Origin of the sequence: Arthrobacter phoenicis (assembly GCF_047238215.1) — a bacterium.
Classification (GTDB): domain Bacteria; phylum Actinomycetota; class Actinomycetes; order Actinomycetales; family Micrococcaceae; genus Arthrobacter.
In genome coordinates, this window is the sequence record NZ_JBDFMK010000001.1 from 39,865 (window position 1) to 57,045 (window position 17,181).

13 protein-coding genes are annotated in these 17,181 nt (G+C 70.4%); 8 read left to right on the forward strand and 5 right to left on the reverse strand.

Features of this window, described 5'->3' with window-relative positions; all coding sequences use genetic code 11:
- Positions 1 to 163 precede the first annotated feature (163 nt).
- On the forward strand, positions 164 to 1,258 hold the full coding sequence (locus ABC337_RS00205) for an alkaline phosphatase family protein (protein WP_412882839.1): 1,095 nt from the start codon (positions 164 to 166) through the stop codon (positions 1,256 to 1,258).
- Complete coding sequence (locus ABC337_RS00210) at positions 1,255 to 2,943, forward strand: phospholipase C (RefSeq protein WP_412882838.1); 1,689 nt, start codon at positions 1,255 to 1,257, stop codon at positions 2,941 to 2,943. The genes ABC337_RS00205 and ABC337_RS00210 overlap by 4 nt, the downstream gene beginning before the upstream one ends.
- A 47-nt stretch (positions 2,944 to 2,990) precedes the next feature.
- Here ABC337_RS00210 and ABC337_RS00215 read toward each other — a convergent pair whose 3' ends face one another.
- Positions 2,991 to 4,139 carry an AI-2E family transporter gene (locus ABC337_RS00215; RefSeq protein ID WP_412882837.1) on the reverse strand — a complete coding sequence of 383 codons (1,149 nt, stop codon included), beginning with the start codon at positions 4,137 to 4,139 and terminating at the stop codon, positions 2,991 to 2,993.
- Between the two features lie 161 nt (positions 4,140 to 4,300).
- On the opposite strand from ABC337_RS00215, the gene ligD reads away from it, so the two are divergent.
- Positions 4,301 to 5,530 (forward strand): non-homologous end-joining DNA ligase, encoded by a 1,230-nt coding sequence (gene ligD / locus ABC337_RS00220; RefSeq protein WP_412882836.1) that lies wholly within the window; start codon positions 4,301 to 4,303, stop codon positions 5,528 to 5,530.
- Positions 5,531 to 5,539: 9 nt separating this feature from the next.
- Here ligD and ABC337_RS00225 read toward each other — a convergent pair whose 3' ends face one another.
- The gene (locus ABC337_RS00225) at positions 5,540 to 6,451 is read right to left on the reverse strand and encodes an NAD(P)-dependent oxidoreductase (protein ID WP_412882835.1); all 912 of its coding nucleotides are present in this window, start codon (positions 6,449 to 6,451) and stop codon (positions 5,540 to 5,542) included.
- 106 nt (positions 6,452 to 6,557) lie between these two features.
- Between ABC337_RS00225 and ABC337_RS00230 the strand changes: the two genes are divergently transcribed.
- Entirely contained in the window at positions 6,558 to 7,382 is an 825-nt protein-coding gene (locus tag ABC337_RS00230; RefSeq protein ID WP_412882834.1) for an isocitrate lyase/PEP mutase family protein, read from the forward strand.
- Between the two features lie 24 nt (positions 7,383 to 7,406).
- On the opposite strand, the gene ABC337_RS00235 is transcribed toward ABC337_RS00230, so the two are convergent.
- From ABC337_RS00235 to ABC337_RS00245, 3 genes are all read right to left on the reverse strand, one after another.
- The gene (locus tag ABC337_RS00235; protein ID WP_412882833.1) at positions 7,407 to 8,162 is read right to left on the reverse strand and encodes an IclR family transcriptional regulator; all 756 of its coding nucleotides are present in this window, start codon (positions 8,160 to 8,162) and stop codon (positions 7,407 to 7,409) included.
- A 183-nt stretch (positions 8,163 to 8,345) separates the two neighbouring features.
- Entirely contained in the window at positions 8,346 to 9,728 is a 1,383-nt protein-coding gene (locus ABC337_RS00240; RefSeq protein ID WP_412882832.1) for an FAD-binding oxidoreductase, read from the reverse strand.
- A 49-nt stretch (positions 9,729 to 9,777) separates the two neighbouring features.
- Positions 9,778 to 11,562 carry an L-lactate permease gene (locus ABC337_RS00245; RefSeq protein WP_412882831.1) on the reverse strand — a complete coding sequence of 595 codons (1,785 nt, stop codon included), beginning with the start codon at positions 11,560 to 11,562 and terminating at the stop codon, positions 9,778 to 9,780.
- A 309-nt stretch (positions 11,563 to 11,871) separates the two neighbouring features.
- Between ABC337_RS00245 and ABC337_RS00250 the strand changes: the two genes are divergently transcribed.
- The 4 genes from ABC337_RS00250 to ABC337_RS00265 all read left to right on the forward strand — a co-directional run bounded on the left by ABC337_RS00250 (position 11,872) and on the right by ABC337_RS00265 (position 17,172).
- Entirely contained in the window at positions 11,872 to 14,058 is a 2,187-nt protein-coding gene (locus ABC337_RS00250) for a malate synthase G (RefSeq protein ID WP_412882830.1), read from the forward strand.
- Entirely contained in the window at positions 14,055 to 14,483 is a 429-nt protein-coding gene (locus ABC337_RS00255; protein WP_364137571.1) for a GlcG/HbpS family heme-binding protein, read from the forward strand. Before ABC337_RS00250 ends, ABC337_RS00255 begins: the two co-directional genes overlap by 4 nt.
- A gap of 136 nt (positions 14,484 to 14,619) precedes the next feature.
- A complete protein-coding gene (locus ABC337_RS00260) occupies positions 14,620 to 16,128 on the forward strand; it encodes an LCP family protein (protein ID WP_412882829.1) in 1,509 nt (502 codons plus the stop codon).
- A 135-nt stretch (positions 16,129 to 16,263) separates the two neighbouring features.
- Complete coding sequence (locus ABC337_RS00265) at positions 16,264 to 17,172, forward strand: polysaccharide deacetylase family protein (protein ID WP_412882828.1); 909 nt, start codon at positions 16,264 to 16,266, stop codon at positions 17,170 to 17,172.
- The last annotated feature ends 9 nt before the right edge of the window (positions 17,173 to 17,181 follow it).

The window sequence follows — 17,181 nt, forward strand, 5'->3', positions numbered from 1 at the left end:
GCACCCGGAATTTTCGGGCTACCGAAATTCAAGGGGAACTCACAGGCTTCACGCGGGAGCGGAGCCTCCGCGGCATGGCACAGTTTTTGAACCGGGTACCCCGTTGCTCCTCCACCCGGAGGCGCGGAAACGTCTTCCCCGGCGGTCCCGAGAGGAGCTGACCGTGACCCTGCTTCCGCACCGGAGCGCGCACCGCCGCACTGCACGGGCCGCCTTCCTGCTCGCCCTGCTCCTCACCGCGGTCACGGCCTGCCAGTCCCCCGCCGCCGCGCCGCAACGGACCGGGACGCCCGGGCACATCTTCGTGATCAACCTTGAGAACAAGGGCTTCGACCGGGTCTGGGACAGCGGTTCCCCCGCCCCCTACCTGGCCGGTACCCTGCGCTCCCAGGGCGTCCTGCTGGACAGCTACTACGGCATCTCCCACAACTCGCTGCCGAATTACCTGGCCCAGATCTCCGGCCAGCCGCCAAACACCAGCACCGAACATGACTGCCACACCTACACGCCCTTCAGCGGCACGGGGCTGGACTCCCAGGGCCAACTGCTGGGCGACGGGTGCCTCTTCCCGGCCGACGTTCCCACCCTCGCCGGCCAACTGGACGCGGCGCACAAGACCTGGCGCGGCTACATGGAGGACATGACCTCCCCGTGCGAACACCCTGAAACGGGCGCCGTGGACACCCACGTCGCCGCCTCCGCCGGCGACCAGTACGCCACCCGGCACAACCCGTTCGTCTACTTCCGCTCCATCACGGACGGCTCCAGCTGCGGCCGGAACGTCGTCAACTACTCGTCGCTGGCGCATGACCTCACCTCCGCCGCCACCACCCCGAACCTGTCCTACATCACGCCAAACCTCTGCCACGACGGCCACGACAGCCCCTGCGTGGACGGCACCGCGGGCGGCCTCGGCACCGCAGACGCCTGGCTGAAGAGCCAGGTCCCGGCCATCCTCGCCTCCCCCGCCTACCAGCAGGACGGGATGCTGGTGATCACATTCGACGAGGCCGACGGCGGCGCCGTCGGACCGTCGTCGGGCGTCACCGGCGGCACGGCGGGAGGCAAGGTCGGGGCCCTGGTGCTCTCGCCGTTCACGGTCCCGGGCGCCAGCTCGGACCGGGCGTACAACCACTACAGCCTGCTGGCCAGCATGGAAGACATCTTCGGCCTGCCCCGCCTGGCCGGCGCGGCCGAGCCCGGGGTCAACGCCTTCGGCAGCGACGTCTACCGCTCCGGATCCCAGGGGCAGCCATGAGCCGGCGCACCCTCCACGGCCCTCTCGGCCGGTTCGGGCGGCGCCGCCTGGTGATCGCCGCCGGCTCGACCGTGGCCCTGCTGGTGCTGGTAGCGGTGCTCGCCGGCGCCGGAATGGGCGGCACCGGGCTGATCGGAAACGTCGTGGGCGGACTTCAACTGCTGCAGGCACCGCCCCAGGGCATCGCCAAGATCAAGCACGTGGTGATCATCACCCAGGAGAACCGGTCCTTCGACAGCTACTTCGGCACCTACCCCGGGGCGGACGGGATCCCCATGCAGGACGGGAGGCCGTCGGTCTGCCTGCCGGATCCGGGCCGCGGCGGCTGCATCCGGCCGTACCACAACCCTGAGGTCAACAACGCTGGGGCGCCGCACAGCCACTCCGACGAGCTCGCCGACGTCAACGGCGGCGCGATGGACGGCTTCGTGGCCCAGGCGGAGAAGGGGCTCTCCGGCTGCGCCGCCACGGCCACGGCCTGCCAGTACAACTCCAAGGCCACCGACGTCATGGGGTACCACGACGGCAGCGACCTGCCGAACTATTGGGCCTACGCCCAGAACTTCACCCTGCAGGACCACCTCTTCGCCGCGGCGTCCGCCTGGAGCCTGCCCGCCCACCTCTACCTGGTCTCGGAGTGGTCAGCGAAGTGCAGCAAGGCCGGGGACCCGTCGTCGTGCGTCAACGAACTCCAAAACCCGGACAGCGGACCCGACCCGGAGATCATCCGCAACACCCTGATCGGCAAGTGCCAGACCGGTCTGGACCTGCAGCCGTGCCAGGATGCGCTCAAGGCGGCCGGGATCAGCCCTGACCTGGCCACCGAAATCGACCAGCTGATCAGCGCCAGCTGCAAGCCCACCGACTCCTACCCCAGCTGCCAGGCCGCCGTGGACGCCGCCCAGGTCCCGGACGCGCTGAAGAAAAAACTCAGCGACGCCGCCAAGAAGCTCGAACTCCCCGATTACGCCTGGACGGACCTGACCTACCTGCTGCACCAGCAGCACGTCCCCTGGGCCTACTACGTTTTCAACGGCACCGAACCGGACTGCCGGGACGACGCCGCGACCTGCGCCCCGGTGAAACAGGACGCCAAGACGCCGGGCCTCTGGAATCCACTGCTGTACTTCGACACGGTGAAGCAGGACGGCGAGCTGGGGAACATCCAGGCTCTGGGGAACTTCTACGACGCCGCCAAGAAGGGCACCCTGCCGGCCGTCAGCTGGGTGGCGCCGACCGACAAGGTCAGCGAGCACGCCCCCAACAGCATCGCCGCCGGCCAGGCCTACGTGGCCGGCCTAATCAACGCCGTCATGTCCGGCCCGGACTGGGACAGCACCGCGATCTTCCTGACCTGGGACGACTGGGGCGGCTTCTACGACCATGTGGCTCCGCCCGTGGCGGACGTGAACGGCTACGGGCTCCGGGTGCCCGGGCTGATCATCAGCCCGTACGCCCGGAAGGGTTACATCGACCACCAGACCGCCAGCCACGACGCCTACATCAAGTTCATCGAGGACGACTTCCTGCACGGCCAGCGCATCGACCCCGCCACCGACGGGCGCCCCGACGGCAGGCCCAGCGTGCGGGAGAACAGCCCCCTGCTGGGCGACCTGACCAAGGCGTTCGACTTCAACCAGGCACCGCAGCCGCCGCTGATCCTCTCGAACGCCGCGACGTACTGACGCGCGTTCGGAGGAGTGTCCCTGAACGGGCCCGCTGGACGGCTGGTCTACTGAACGGCCGCCGCCTGGCCGGGTGACAACTGGCCGGTTGCCCGCTGGTCGACTGCGTCGCGGCCGGTCCAGACCTTGATGATGGTCCAGCCGACGGCGGCCAGCGGCACCGCCAGCAGGGCCCCGATGACCCCGGCGAGCATGGTCCCGGCGGCCAGGGACAGCAGGATCACCAGCCCGTGGATGTTCAGTACCTTGCCCATCAGCAGCGGCTGCAGCACGTGGTGTTCGAGCTGGTTGGCGCCCACCAGCACGGCGAGGACCACGACGGCGGGCACAGGGCCGTTGGAGACCAGGGCTACCAGCACGGCCAGGCTGCCGGCGGCGGTGGCGCCGATGATCGGGATGAATCCGCCGATGAAGACGAAGACCGCCAGGGGCACCGCCAGGGGGACGCCGAGGATCAACAGCGCGACGGCGACAATGGCGGCGTCGATCGCGGCGATCAGCGCTGTCCCCCGCACGTAGCCGCCGAGGACGCGGGTGCTGGCCGCGGCAGCGCGGTGCGCCCGGTCACGGTGCCGGGCCGGGAGGAATCCGAAGAGGAAGCCGCGGATCACGGCGCCGTCCTTGAGGAAGAAGAACAGGATGACGGCCATCAGGACCATGCCCGCGAGGATCTCCCCACCGGTGCGCAGGCCGGTGAGGGCGTCGGAGCCCAGGTTGCCGCTGCTGAAGAACTTCTGCACCGACTCCTTGGCGTTGGCGAGCTCCTGGTCCGAGACCGGGACCGGCCCGTTATTCAGGAAGGCGTGCAGCTGGTCGATTCCGGCCAGTGCGCGGGTCACCAGCTCCTTGAACTGCATCCGTACCAGGGCGACGACGGCGGTGACCACGCCGCCGAACACGGCCAGGACCGCGACAAAGGAGGTCAGGACCGCCAGGGCCCGCGGCCAGCCGTGGCCGGCGAGCCAGCGCACCAACGGGGAGATGGCGGCGGCCAGGATGACCGCCAGGAGCACCGGAATGACCACGAGCGGCACCAGGGTCAGGACCCGGATCACCACCCACGCCAGGCCCACCAGCAGCAGCACCTGGGCGGCCCGGGTCCCGGCGCGGCCCAGCCCGTCGGACCAGAGGGCCGCCGGGCCCTTCGCGGGCGCGGTGGGCTCCGGCGCCGGATTCGGGTTTTCCTGCTCGGACATGGGGAATCCTCCTTCGTCACCGCCGGCGCAGCCCGCGGACCGGGCGGACGTGGTGTATACCGTTGCTGACTGCGAATTATCCCGGCAGAACCTGATGGCCGGCTGGCAGCCCGCCGCGGCGGCCTCTGGTTGGGGCACGGGAACGTTGCTAGCGTGGCCGCATGAGCCCGTCGAAGACTCCGCCAGAGATCATCACTGCGGCCGGGCACGAGGTGAGCATCTCCAGCCCGGACAAGGTGGTCTTTCCCGGGCCGGGGCTGACCAAGCTGGACCTGGTGCACTATTACCTCGCCGTCGCCGACGGCGCCCTCCGCGGCGCGGCCGGCCGGCCGATGGTCCTCAAGCGGTTCCCCAAGGGCATCGACGCGGAGCCGTTCTTCCAGAAGCGGGTCCCGGAGAACCACCCGGACTTCATCGATACCGCCACCCTGCACTACGCCTCCGGGACCTCCGCGGAGGAGGCCGTGATCCGGGACGCCGCCGGGCTGGCCTGGCTGGTCAACCTCGGCTGCCTCGACCTGAACCCGCACCCCGTCCGGGCCACGGACCTCGAGCACCCGGACGAGCTGCGGATCGACCTGGACCCGATGCCGGGCGTCGGGTGGGAGCAGATCGTCGACACCGCGCTGATCGCCCGGGGCGTGCTCGACGACGTCGGACTGGTGGGATGGCCGAAGACCAGCGGCTCCCGCGGCCTGCACATCCTGGTTCGCATCACGCCGGACTGGTCCTATCCGCAGGTGCGCCTCGCCGCCGAGGCCCTGGCCCGGGAGGTGGAGAACCGGGCCCCGGGCCTGGCAACCGCCCGCTGGTGGAAGGAGGAACGCGGTGAGAGCGTCTTCGTCGACTTCAACCAGAACGCCAAGGACCGCACCGTGGCCTCCGCCTACTCGGTGCGGCCGCTGGCCGACGCCCGGGTGTCAGCGCCGCTGACATGGCAGGAGGTGCCGTCCGCCCGTCCGGAACAGTTCACCGTGCTGACCGTTCCGGACCGGTACGCGAGGGGCGGCGACCCGCATGCGGGCATCGATGAGGCCGCCGGCAGCCTGGCGGCACTGCTGGATCTGGCCGAGGCGCTGGGCCCTGCGGAGAAGGCGCCGCGAGTCGCCGCAAAGGACGGCTCCGGCCGGCGCCAGTCCGTGATGCCGCTGATCGAGGTGGCGAGGACCAAGACCAAGGCGGAGGCGCTCGCGGCCCTCGAGGTGTGGAAGGCGGGCCATGCCGGGACGGCGGCGGCCCTGCACCCCGCCGACGTCATGGTCGACGGGATGCGCGGCTCCAGCTCGCTCTGGTACCGGGTCCGGATCAACCTCCAGCACATCCCGGAAGACCGGCGGCCGCCGCAGGAAGAACTGCTGGCCGACTACGATCCCTGGGCCGGCAGGTCCTGACGGTTACCGTCAGTCCCCCGACCCGCCGTCCGCCGGCGTGCTGGCGTAGTACGCGGCGGCCATGTCCTGCTTGGACCGCCCTTGGGCGGCCACCCGCTCCAGCCGGGCCGCCGCGGCCTCGGTCCCGTCGAGCCGGATACCCTGTTCCTCCGCCGCCGCGAGGATCAGCCGGGCGTCCTTGAGCGAGGTGTCCACGGCAAACGACGCCGGGTCCAGCTTGTCGCCGAGGATGAGGCCGGCCTTGCCCCGCAGGAAGGGCAGGTCCAGTCCGCCGCCCTCAATCAGGTCGAGGAACTGCTGCGGCTCCACCCCGAGCGCCCCGGCCAAGGCCAGGATCTCGCCGGTGGCGTTGGAGGCCGCAATCACCCAGCTGTTGGCTACCAGCTTCAGGCGGGTGGCGGTACCGGCGGCGGCATCCTCGCCGGTCCAGGTGGTGCGCGCCCCGATAGCGTCCAGGACCGGCGCCACCGTGTCCCGGACCGTGGGCGCACCGGCGGCGATGACCAGCAACTGGCCGGCCTCGGCGGGTTCGCGGGTGCCGGAGACCGGCGCCTCCACCAGCTCCAGCCCGACCTCCCGGGCAAGCTCAGCCAGCGCACCGGCGTCGTTGACGCCCACCGTGGTGGACTGCACCCAGGCCGTGCCGGGCGTGATGCCGGCGGCTGCCTGCCGGATCACCTCCGTCACCGCAGCGGCGTCGTAGAGCATCGTCAGGACCACGTCGGCCCCCTCGACAGCCTCGGCGGGGGTCGCGGCCGCGTGCGCACCGTCCTCGGCCAGGGGGCCGGTCTTGGCCGGGTCACGGTTCCAGACCCGGACGTCGAGGCCGGCGCGGAGCAGGTTGCGGGCCATCGCGGCGCCCATGATGCCCAGGCCGAGCACGGCCACGGTGCGGGTGGTGTTCTTCGTCGTCTCGTTCATGCGGCCATGCTAGCCGCACACCCTGACAGCCGTTGACGGACTCCGGGCGTCGGCGTAGACCCATACCAGGGCCGGGCACCGGCGGGGACAACGGCGGGGAGGACACATGGACACCTTTCGGGAGCTTCACCACGGCGGGTCACCGTTGCTGCTGCCCAACGCGTGGGACGTGGGCTCCGCCGTGGCTTTCGTGGCGGACGGCTACCCGGCGATCGGCACCACCAGCTTCGGCGTCGCGGCCAGCGCCGGGTATCCCGACGGCGGGCGGGCCAGCAAGGCGGCGACGGCGGCGCTGGTGCCGCTGCTGTGCCGGCTGCCGGTGTTAGTGACGGCCGACGTCGAGGACGGCTACTCCACGGATCCCGGCGAGGCGGCCGATTTCGTCGCGGGCCTGGTGGAGGCGGGCGTGGCCGGCATCAACCTGGAGGACAGCCTCGACGGGCATCTGGTGGATCCGGAGGACGCCGCCGCGAAGATCGCCGCCGTCCGGCAGCGTTGCCCCGGCGTGTTCATCAACGCCCGGGTGGACAACCTGTGGTTCAAGGAGGACCCGACCGTGGATGCCGTGCTGGCACGGGCCAGGCGCTATGCCGACGCCGGGGCGGACTGCATCTTCGTCCCGGGGCTGGCCGACCCGGCCGAGATCGAGGCCATCACCGGGGCCCTGGAGCTGCCGGTGAACGTCCTGCCCCATCCCACGCTGACCGTGGCGGAACTTGGCAGGCTCGGGGTGCGGCGCATCAGTTCCGGGTCACTGCCCTACCGTGCGGCGGTGGACGCCGCCGTCGCGTCGGTCGCGGCCCTGCGGGACGGACGCACCGCCCCGTCAGCCACCCCGTACTGGGACATGCAGCACCGGCTCGAGTCCTACGCAGCGGCGCTCCGACCGCAGGTAGAAGGTCAGTCGGGAGGTCGGGACGGTCCGGAGTAGACCGGAAGCAGGCCCGCGAGGGGCCTAGGCGAGGCTCAGTTCCGCCGAGATCGCGGCGGCGGCCTCCTGCAGCAGGGGGACGGCTCGGTCGGCGAACGCCTGATCCACGCGGGAGACCGGGCCGGAAACGGAGATCGCCATCGGCGTCGGGGCATCCGTCACCGCGGCGGCGAAGCACCGCACCCCGAGCTCCTGTTCCTCCTCGTCGATCGAGTAGCCGCGGCGCCGGATGGTGTCCAGGTCCTGCAGCAGGGTCTCGACGTCGCCGATGCTCTTCGGCGTCGCGGCCGGCATGCCGGTCCGGGACACGATCGCCCGCACGCGCTCGTTGTCGAGCTGGGCGAGGATCGCCTTGCCGACACCGGTGGAGTGCAGGTGCGCGCGCCGGCCCACCTCGGTAAACATCCGCATGGAATGCCGGGAGGGAACCTGGCCGATATAGACCACCATGTCCCCGTCCAGCATGGCCACGTTGGCGGTCTCACCCAGCCGGTCCACCAGGGGCTTCAGCTGCGGCCGGGCGAGGACACCCAGTTGCTTCGATGCCCCCTCGCCCAGCCGGATCAGCCGCGGCCCCAGGGAATACCGTCGGTTGGGCAACTGGCGGACATAGCCCAGCGTCACCAGCGTCCGCAGCAACCGGTGGATGGTGGGCAACGGCAACTCGGTGGCCGAGGAGAGCTCGCTGAGCATCACCTCTCCCCCGGCGTCGGCGATCAGCTCCAGCAGCTCGAAGACGCGCTCCACAGACTGCACGCCACCCGCGGCCCGTTCCGCCATGCCACCCCTCCTCCACGGTGCCGGCCGTCGCCGGCCGGCACCTTCTCCGTACTTACGTTGAGTGGACACCCGTCGCGCCGCGTGAATGCACCCGCGGAGCGAAATATCCGCATCGTGAAAGTTTCCGATGCCCACGATACCGCAGGGCCACGCGCCCGCCCCCGGAGCTCCGTATCGATGCCCCTAGATGCCCTTGCCCGGGTTGAGGATGCGCAGCGGATCGAAGACGCCCTTGATGGCGTGCTGCAGCCCGAGGGAATCGTTGCCCAGTTCGTCCACCAGCCAGTCGCGCTTGAGCAGTCCCACCCCGTGCTCTCCGGTCAGGGTTCCGCCCAGGCTCCGGGCCAGCTCGAACATCTGAGCCAGCGCGGCCTTCGCCGGGCCCTCGGTGGAGGGCTGTCCCTCGTCCAGGACGATCATCGGGTGCAGGTTCCCGTCGGCGGCGTGCGCCACCGTGAAGATCCGCACGCCGGTGCGGCGGGAGATCTCCTCGATGCCGGTGACCATCTCGGCCAGCCGGCCGCGGGGAACGCCGACGTCGCCGATGCAGACGGTGCCCAGCAGTTCCAGGGACGGGATGGCCTCGCGGCGGGCCCGGAGCAGCTCCGCGGTGTGGTCCGGGTCCGTGGCCTTCTCGTACGAGGTGGCGAACGGTTCGATCGCCTTGATCAGCACGTCCTGTTCCAGGAACGCGCCGTAGCCGTCGGTCTGGGCGAGCAGGAAGGCTCCGCCCCGGCTGCGGTAGTCGGTGCCGAGGGCGGCGTCGACGGCGGCGAGGGTGGGCCCGTCCATCAGTTCCAGCACCGAAGGCGTGATGCGGGAGGCGATGATCGCCGACGCCGCCTCGGCCGCGGCGACGATGTCCGGGAAGTAGGCGGCCACCGTGGCGGTGGAGACCGGCATGGGCCGCAGCCGCAACGTCGCCTCCACCACCACGCCCAGGGTGCCCTCGGAGCCGATGAACAGCGCGTTCAGGTCGTAGCCGGTGACGCCCTTGATAGTCTCGCGGCCGGTGACCAGGATCCGGCCGTCCGGCAGCACCACCTTGAGCGCCAGCACGGATTCGCGGGTGACCCCGTACTTGGCGCAGCGCATGCCGCCGGCGTTGGTGGCGATGTTGCCGCCGATCGAGCAGATGGCCGTGCTCGCCGGATCCGGCGCATAGAAGAGGCCGTGCTCGGCCGCGGCGGCGTTGACCTCGGCGTTGAGCACCCCTGGTTCGACGACGATCAGCTGCTCCAGCGGATCGATGCGCAGGATCCGGTTCATCCGCGAGAGGTCCAGGACGATCTCCCCCGCCTGGGCGGAGGAGCCGGCGGCGAGGCCGGTCCCCGCCCCCCGGGCGACGACGGGGATCCGGTCCGCCGTCGCCCGGACCATGGTGTCCACCACGTCCTCGACGGCGGTGGCGTACACGACGCCGTCCGGCAGGGACGCAGGCGTGTAGCCGGAGCGGTCCGTATTGACGCTCCGGCGGTCGGCCTCCTCGGTGGAGCCGTTCCGTGCCGCGGCGATCAGGCCGGCGGCGGAACGGATGGCGGTGGTGTCATTGGCGGTGGTGCTCACGGGGACTGCTTTCTATCGGGTGCAGGAGGTGATCGGCGCGGCGGGGTCCCTAGGGGACCATCCAGCCCAGGACCGGGGTGGACTGCAGCAGGACGAGGATGGTGATGAAGGCCAGCAGGCCGAGGCTCCAGCCGAGCAGCTTGCGGAACAGGACACTCTCGGCCCCGTCCAGGCCGACGGCGGCGGAGGCCACCGCGAGGTTCTGGAGGGAGAGCATCTTGCCCAGCACGCCGGCGGAGGAGTTGGACGCGGCCATCAGGACCGGCGAGAGGCCGGTCTGCTGCGCGGCGGTGACCTGGAGCTGGCCGAAGAGCGAGTTGGACGAGGTGTCGGACCCGGTGAGGGCCACGCCGATCCAGCCCAGCAGCGGGGAGAGGAAGGCGAAGAAGCCGCCGGCGGAGGCGAGGGCGAAGCCGAGCGAGTTGGTCTGGCCGGAGACGTTCATGACGAACGCCAGGGCCAGGACAGAGGTCACCGAGACGATCGTCCAGCGCAGCTGGAAGAGGGTGTCGCGGTAGATCCGCAGTCCCTGCAGCGGCTTGAGCCGGTACAGGACCATGGTGATGATGCCGGAGATCAGCAGCAGGGTGCCGGTGGCCTTGAGGTGGTCCAGCTTGAACTTGTGGGCGGAGACCTGGTGGCCGGAGGGGTCGACGGCGTCGATGCCGGGCCAGTCGAAGGTGACGGAGCCGACGGCGGTGAGCCAGTTCTTGACGCCGGGAAGCTGGGCGATGGAGAAGACGGCCATGATGATCAGATACGGGGCCACCGCCATCCACACGTCGCGGGCCGGCGGCCGGGCAACCGTGTCCGTGCCGGTCCCTGCCGCGTCCGATCCGGCGGCGCCGGAGGAGGCTGCGTTAGCCGGAACGGGCTGGCCGTTGCGGCTGACGCCGCCCAGGCCGGAGGAGGTGCCGTAGCCGGTGCGGCCGGTGGCCGTGGCGCCCACCAGCTCGGCTTCGGCGGCGTCGCTGCCCTTGACATTGTGCATGCCGACGATCTCGGCGGGCTGCCAGAAGCGGAGCATCACCAGGACGACCGCCACGGTAGCGATCGCGGCGATCACGTCGGTCAGTTCCACCACCAGGAAGTTCGAGGCCAGGAACTGGGCCACGCCGAAGACGACGCCCGAGACCAGCGCGACGGGCCAGGTCTGGCGCACGCCGCGCTTGCCGTCGACGATGAAGACCAGGATCAGCGGGACCAGGACCGCGACGAACGGGGTCTGCCGGCCGGCCATGGAGCTGAGCTCGTGCAGCGGGATGTTGGTGACGCCGTTGAGTGCGATGATCGGCGCGGCCATGGCCCCGAACGCGACGGGCGCGGTATTGGCCAGCAGCGCGACGATGGCCGACTTCAGCGGCTTCATGCCGGCCGCCATCAGCATGGCGCCGGAGATGGCCACCGGCGCGCCGAAGCCGGCGAGGGCCTCGAGCAGGGCGCCGAAGCAGAACGCCACCAGGATGGCCAGGATCCGCAGGTCGTTGGAGATGGAGCGGATGGTCCGGCCCAGGGCCTCGAACCAGGGGGTGGCCACGGTCAGCTTGTAGACCCACAGCGCGTTGATGAGGATCCAGAGGATCGGGAAGATCGCGTAGAAGGCGCCCTGGGCCGTGGCGCTGAGGACCTGGACAATCGGCATATGCCAGCCCACGATCGCCAGGACAATCGAGAGCAGCAGGCTGGCGATGGCTGCCTTCGGCGCCCTGACCCGGAACACGCCAAGGAGGACGAACAAGAGGAGCAGCGGCAGCGCGGCCACCACGGCGGAAACAGCAAGGGACCCGGCAATCGGGTCTACGACCTGCTGAAACGGCTCAAACCTGGGACTCACAAAAACTCCTTTGTTTTACGAGTGGTGGCGGGCCTCTGACCCGGGCGTCACGGGTGACAAGAAAGTTTTCCGCATGGCGAAATAAATCTCTTATTGTGTGGATAGACCATATGTGCGATCCACATCACAGTCAACAGCTTGCCGCAGAATGGTCGGACCACCTCCGACGGTCCGCGGACAGGCGTTGACAGCCCGCCGCGGGGCTGGATAGTTTTTACTTATTGATATTTTATTTCCGCATTACGGAACTGCAAGGACACCGCAGAGGCACCGCAATGCACCACAGCAACTGAACGGAGCGTGACCGGAATGTCGAATCACCTGGAGACCAACGGACTCCACGTCGCGGAGGAGCTGTACTCCTTCGTACGGGACGAGGCGCTGCCCGGCACCGGACTCGACGCCGGGGAGTTCTGGGACGGCGCGGCCGGCCTGATCGCCGAATTCTCCCCCCGCGTCCGCGAACTCCTCGAGGTCCGCGACCGGCTGCAGCAGCAGATCGACGAGTACCACCGCACCCAGGCCGGCGCGGAGATCGATCCCGAGGCGTACGAGGAATTCCTGCGCTCGATCGGCTACCTGGTGGAGGAACCGGCCGACTTCAGCATCAGCACCGACGGCGTGGACAGCGAGATCGCCAGCGTCTCCGGCCCGCAGCTGGTGGTCCCGCTGCTGAACGCACGGTTCGCCGCCAACGCCGCGAACGCCCGCTGGGGTTCGCTCTACGACGCGCTCTACGGCACCGACGCCATCGACGATGCCGACGGCCGCGGGCACACGGAAGGCTACAACCCCGTCCGCGGCGCCGCCGTCGTCGACTTCGGCCGGCGGCTCCTGGACGAGCACACGCCCTTGGCCTCCGGCTCCCACGCCGACGTCACGGCCTACCGGATCACCGACGGCGCGCTCGCCGCCGAGACCGCCGGCGGAAGCACCGGCCTGGCCGATCCCGCCCAGTTCGCCGGCTACCGCGGCAGCGAAGACCAGCCCGAAGCCATCCTGCTGGTCCACCACGGGCTGCACATCGAGATCCAGGTGGACCGCGGGCACCCGATCGGCTCCGGTGACGCGGCCGGCGTCAAGGACATCGTCCTCGAATCGGCGTTGACCACCATCATGGACCTCGAGGACTCCGTGGCCGCCGTCGACGGCGGCGACAAGGTGGACGGCTACCGCAACTGGCTGAAGCTGATGCAGGGCACGCTCACCGCCGAGGTGTCCAAGGGCGGCCGCAGCTACACCCGCCGGCTGAACGAGGACCGCAGCTACACCGCCCCGGACGGTTCCGAGCTGGTCCTGCCCGGCCGCTCCCTGCTGCTGATCCGCCAGGTGGGCCACCTAATGACCAGCGACGCCGTCCTGGACGCCGACGGGCAGCCCGTCCCCGAGGAGATCCTGGACGCGCTCTTCACCGGGCTGGGCTCGGTGCACGACCTGCGCGGCGCTACGGCCGGCCGGAACTCCCGGGCCGGGTCCGCCTACGTGGTCAAGCCCAAGATGCACGGTCCCGAGGAGGTCGCCGTGGCCTGCGCGCTGCTGGCCGGCGCCGAGAAAGTGCTGAAGCTCGAGCCGCTGACCCTGAAGATCGGCATCATGGACGAGGAACGCCGCACCTCGGCCAACCTCAAGGCCTGCATCAAGGAGGCCCGGGACCGCGTGGCCTTCATCAACACCGGCTTCCTGGACCGCACCGGCGACGAGATCCACACCTCCATGCTCGCCGGCCCCATGGTCCGCAAGGCGGATATGCGCAACTCCAGCTGGATCAAGGCCTACGAGGAGTCCAACGTGGACACGGGCCTGGCCTGCGGCTTCGCCGGACGGGCCCAGATCGGCAAGGGCATGTGGGCCGCCCCGGACAACATGGCGGACATGCTGGCGCAGAAGGCCGGCCACCCGCAGGCCGGCGCGGACTGCGCCTGGGTCCCGTCCCCCACCGCGGCGACGCTGCACGCCATCCACTACCACCAGGTGGACGTCGACGCCCGGCAGGCCGAACTCGCCGGCAAGCGCCGTTCCACCCTCCGCCAGCTGCTCACCATCCCGCTGGGCGACCCGGCCGGCTGGTCCGCCGAGGACCGCCGGAACGAGCTGGACAACAACATCCAAAGCACCCTGGGCTACGTGGTCCGCTGGGTCAACGACGGCGTGGGCTGCTCCAAGGTCCCCGACATCCACGGCACCGCCCTGATGGAGGACCGCGCCACCTGCCGGATCAGTTCCCAGCACGTGGCCAACTGGCTGCTCCACGGCATCGTGACGCAGGAGGAGGTGGAAGCCTCGCTGCGGCGGATGGCCGCCGTCGTCGACGGGCAGAACGACGGCGACCCCGGCTACCGGCCGATGTCCCCCGCGTTCGACGGCGAGGCCTTCCTCGCCGCCCGCGAACTGGTCCTCGAGGGGGCCGCCCAGCCCTCCGGTTATACCGAACCCGTGCTGCACCGCCGCCGGGCCGCCCACAAGCACGCCAACGACCTCGCAAGGAACGCCTCATGACCCTGACCCTGGACACCGCCCGCACCATCATCGACCAGGCCCTCGCCACGGGCGCCGAACACGGCTTCAAGCCGCTTACGGTGGTCGTCCTGGACGCCGGCGGCCACGTCACCGCGGCCGCCCGCCAGGACGGCGCGTCGAACAACCGCTTCGAGATCGCCCAGGGCAAGGCCTACGGGGCGCTGGCCCTGGGCATGGGCTCCCGCTCGATCATGGCGCGCGCCGAGCAGCAGGCGTACTTCATCGCCGCGGCCGCCGCGGCGATCGGCGGCCGGCTGATCCCGGTCCCGGGCGGGGTCCTGATCCGCGACAGCGACGGCGCACTGCTGGGCGCCGTGGGCATCAGCGGGGACACCTCGGACAACGACGAGACGGCAGCCGCAACCGCCGTCCGGGCGGCCGGCCTGACCGCCCAGGTGGACTGAGAAACCACTCGCTCGTTGACAACGGCACCGGCAGGGACATCTCGCCCCGGCCGGTGCCGCTGGCGTTTTCCGGGCAAATCTCCAGCGACGGCCAGTATCATGGCCGGGTTCGAGAGTCTGTCGAGAGGTTGCTCCATTGCGTCACGAATCGTCCGCCCCGGGCAAGGGGACCCCTGAGCCCTACCCGGGCTACGGCACCCTGGTGGAGGGCAGCAGCAACTACCGTCGGGCCCGCCGGCCGCACTGGCTCAAGATCACCGGCATCACCGCGGCCGTGCTCCTGGTGGGCGTGATCGCCTTCGGCGGCTACTGGCTCTGGCGGCTCCAGTCCAACATCAGCACCTCTGCGCTCGGCGCCGGCGGGGTCCGCACCGAGGGCCCGGTCAACGACAGTAAGGACCGGCTGCAGATCCTGGTCCTGGGCAGCGACACCCGCAGCGGCAAGAACGGCCAATACGGCTCGACGGCCGACTCCTCCGGCTACGGACAGTCGGACGTGATGATGCTGCTGGACATCTCGGCGGACAACAGCCACGTCAACGTCGTCAGTTTCCCCCGCGACCTCCTGGTGGACGTCCCCGCCTGCAAGGACAGCACCACCAACGAACAGCACGCGGCCCGCTCCGGAGTCATGATCAACTCCGCCATGGCCGAGGCCGGCATCGGCTGCGCGGTGGACACCGTCAACAAGCTCACCGGCATGGAAATCGACCACTTCATGATGGCCGACTTCAACGCCGTGAAAGAACTCTCCAACACCGTCGGCGGCGTCGACGTCTGCGTGGACACCGCCGTCAACGATCCCGACTCCGGCCTGAAGCTGCCCAAGGGCACCTCCCAGGTCCAGGGCGAACAGGCCCTGGCCTTCCTGCGCACCCGGCACGCCTTCGCCAACGGCGGGGACCTCGGCCGGATTAAGGCCCAGCAGTCGTTCCTGGCTTCCCTGACCCGGAAGCTGAAGGCCGACGGCACGCTCAGCGACCCGCAGAAGGTGCTCAGCATTGCCGACACCATGACCAAGAACCTCACCGTCGACGACGGCCTCGCCTCGGTCCCGACCATGCTGACCCTCGCCAACCGGCTGAAGAACATCGACCCGGCCAAGGTCAACTTCATCACCACCCCCACCGTACCGGCGCCGTCGGATCCCAACCGGCTGACCCTGGACGAGCCGGCGGCGGACAACCTCTTCGCCGCCCTGCGCCGCAGCCCGGACCTGTCCCAGCCCGCGCCGGCCTCCGCGGCCCCGGAGACCTCCAGCGCCCCGGCCGCCCCCGCCTACAACAAGGCACTGCAGCCGATCACCGTGGCCAACGGCACCAACGTCGCCAGCCGCGGCGCCGAGATCGGCACAATCCTCTCCGACACCGGGTTCACGAAGCTCTCCCGCATCCCGGCCCAGCCGCGCCAGCAGACCATGGTCTACTTCGGCGCCGGGTTCGAGGACGTCGCCGCCGACGTGGCGGCGGTGTTCGGCCTCCCGGCCTCCAGCGTGCAGCAGGTCCCCGGGGTGCAGGGCGTCCAGCTCTACGCCGGCGAGGACTTCGCCACGGGTTCCAAGCCCGCGGCGCCGCCGTCGCAGGCCGGCGGGGCGGTGTCCCAGACCGGCAGCGACACGACCTGCCAGGCTACCGCCGGCGGCTAGCGGGCGACACGAGGCGGGACCCCGCGTCACCGGGGCGTCAGCACGCCCCGGCGTCCACTACGATGGGCGAGGTTTGAGACGACAGGATTCCGCAGACTACCCAGTAGACGGGCCGCGAAGAGAACGGACATGCACGTGGCGTGGACCCCTGACCGGAGGTCATTCCTGGTGGCGGCCGCCGCCCTTTCCCTCGGGGGCCTGGCGGCGCTGCCGCAGGACAGCCGCCCGAAGGATCTCCGCGAGCCCGACGCAACCCCGGCCGACGGGCCTCTGGTGGAGACGGCCGGCGCCGACGCGCAGCCTGCCCCGGTCCCGGCCACGGCCCAGCCCCAGGGTGCCCCGTCCCGCGACCAGGTCATTGGGGCCTTCTCCCATCGCACCGCCGGCTACTGGGGGCTTGCCGCCCCGGGCGTGCTCTCGCGCCTGCCCGCGCCCGCCGGCGTCGCCCTGACCTTTGACTTCTGCGGCGGTACCGGCGGCAACGCCGCCGACACCGGCGTCCTCACCGAACTCCGCCGCCACGGGGTTCCGGCAACGCTGTTCCTCAACCACCGCTGGATCGCCGCCAATGCCGCCCTGGCCGCTGAACTCGCCGCGGATCCCCTCTTCGAGCTCGCCAACCATGGCACCTCACACCGGCCGCTGTCCGTGTCCGGCAAGAGCGCCTACAACATTCCGGGCACCCGCAACCCGGGCGAGGTCTACGACGAGATCATGACCAACGACGCCCGCATCGCGGAGCTCACCGGAAAGCGCCCGCTCTTCTTCCGGCCGGGGACCGCCTACCTCGACGATGTCTCCGCCCAGATCGTGCATGCCCTCGGAGTCACGCCCGTCGGCTTCTCCGTCAACGGCGACGCCGGTGCCACGCTCCCCGCCCCGGCCGTGGCCAAGGAAATCTCCGGCGCACACGCCGGGGACATCGTCATATCCCACGGCAACCACCCCGCCGGCGGGACCGCGGCCGGCCTGGCCCGCGCCCTCGATGCGATGAAGCAGCGCGGCGAGGTCTTCGTCCACCTCCCCCGGCCCGCAGCCGCCTGAGGCTCCCAC

Bases quoted from the DNA above. Each gene is read 5' to 3' on its own strand.
- ABC337_RS00225 (WP_412882835.1), bottom strand. From the start codon at position 6,451: ATGAACGAGACGACGAAGAACACCACCCGCACCGTGGCCGTGCTCGGC.
- ABC337_RS00210 (WP_412882838.1), top strand. From the start codon at position 1,255: ATGAGCCGGCGCACCCTCCACGGCCCTCTCGGCCGGTTCGGGCGGCGC.
- ABC337_RS00230 (WP_412882834.1), top strand. From the start codon at position 6,558: ATGGACACCTTTCGGGAGCTTCACCACGGCGGGTCACCGTTGCTGCTG.
- ABC337_RS00215 (WP_412882837.1), bottom strand. From the start codon at position 4,139: ATGTCCGAGCAGGAAAACCCGAATCCGGCGCCGGAGCCCACCGCGCCC.
- ABC337_RS00235 (WP_412882833.1), bottom strand. From the start codon at position 8,162: ATGGCGGAACGGGCCGCGGGTGGCGTGCAGTCTGTGGAGCGCGTCTTC.
- ABC337_RS00250 (WP_412882830.1), top strand. From the start codon at position 11,872: ATGTCGAATCACCTGGAGACCAACGGACTCCACGTCGCGGAGGAGCTG.
- ABC337_RS00255 (WP_364137571.1), top strand. From the start codon at position 14,055: ATGACCCTGACCCTGGACACCGCCCGCACCATCATCGACCAGGCCCTC.
- ligD (WP_412882836.1), top strand. From the start codon at position 4,301: ATGAGCCCGTCGAAGACTCCGCCAGAGATCATCACTGCGGCCGGGCAC.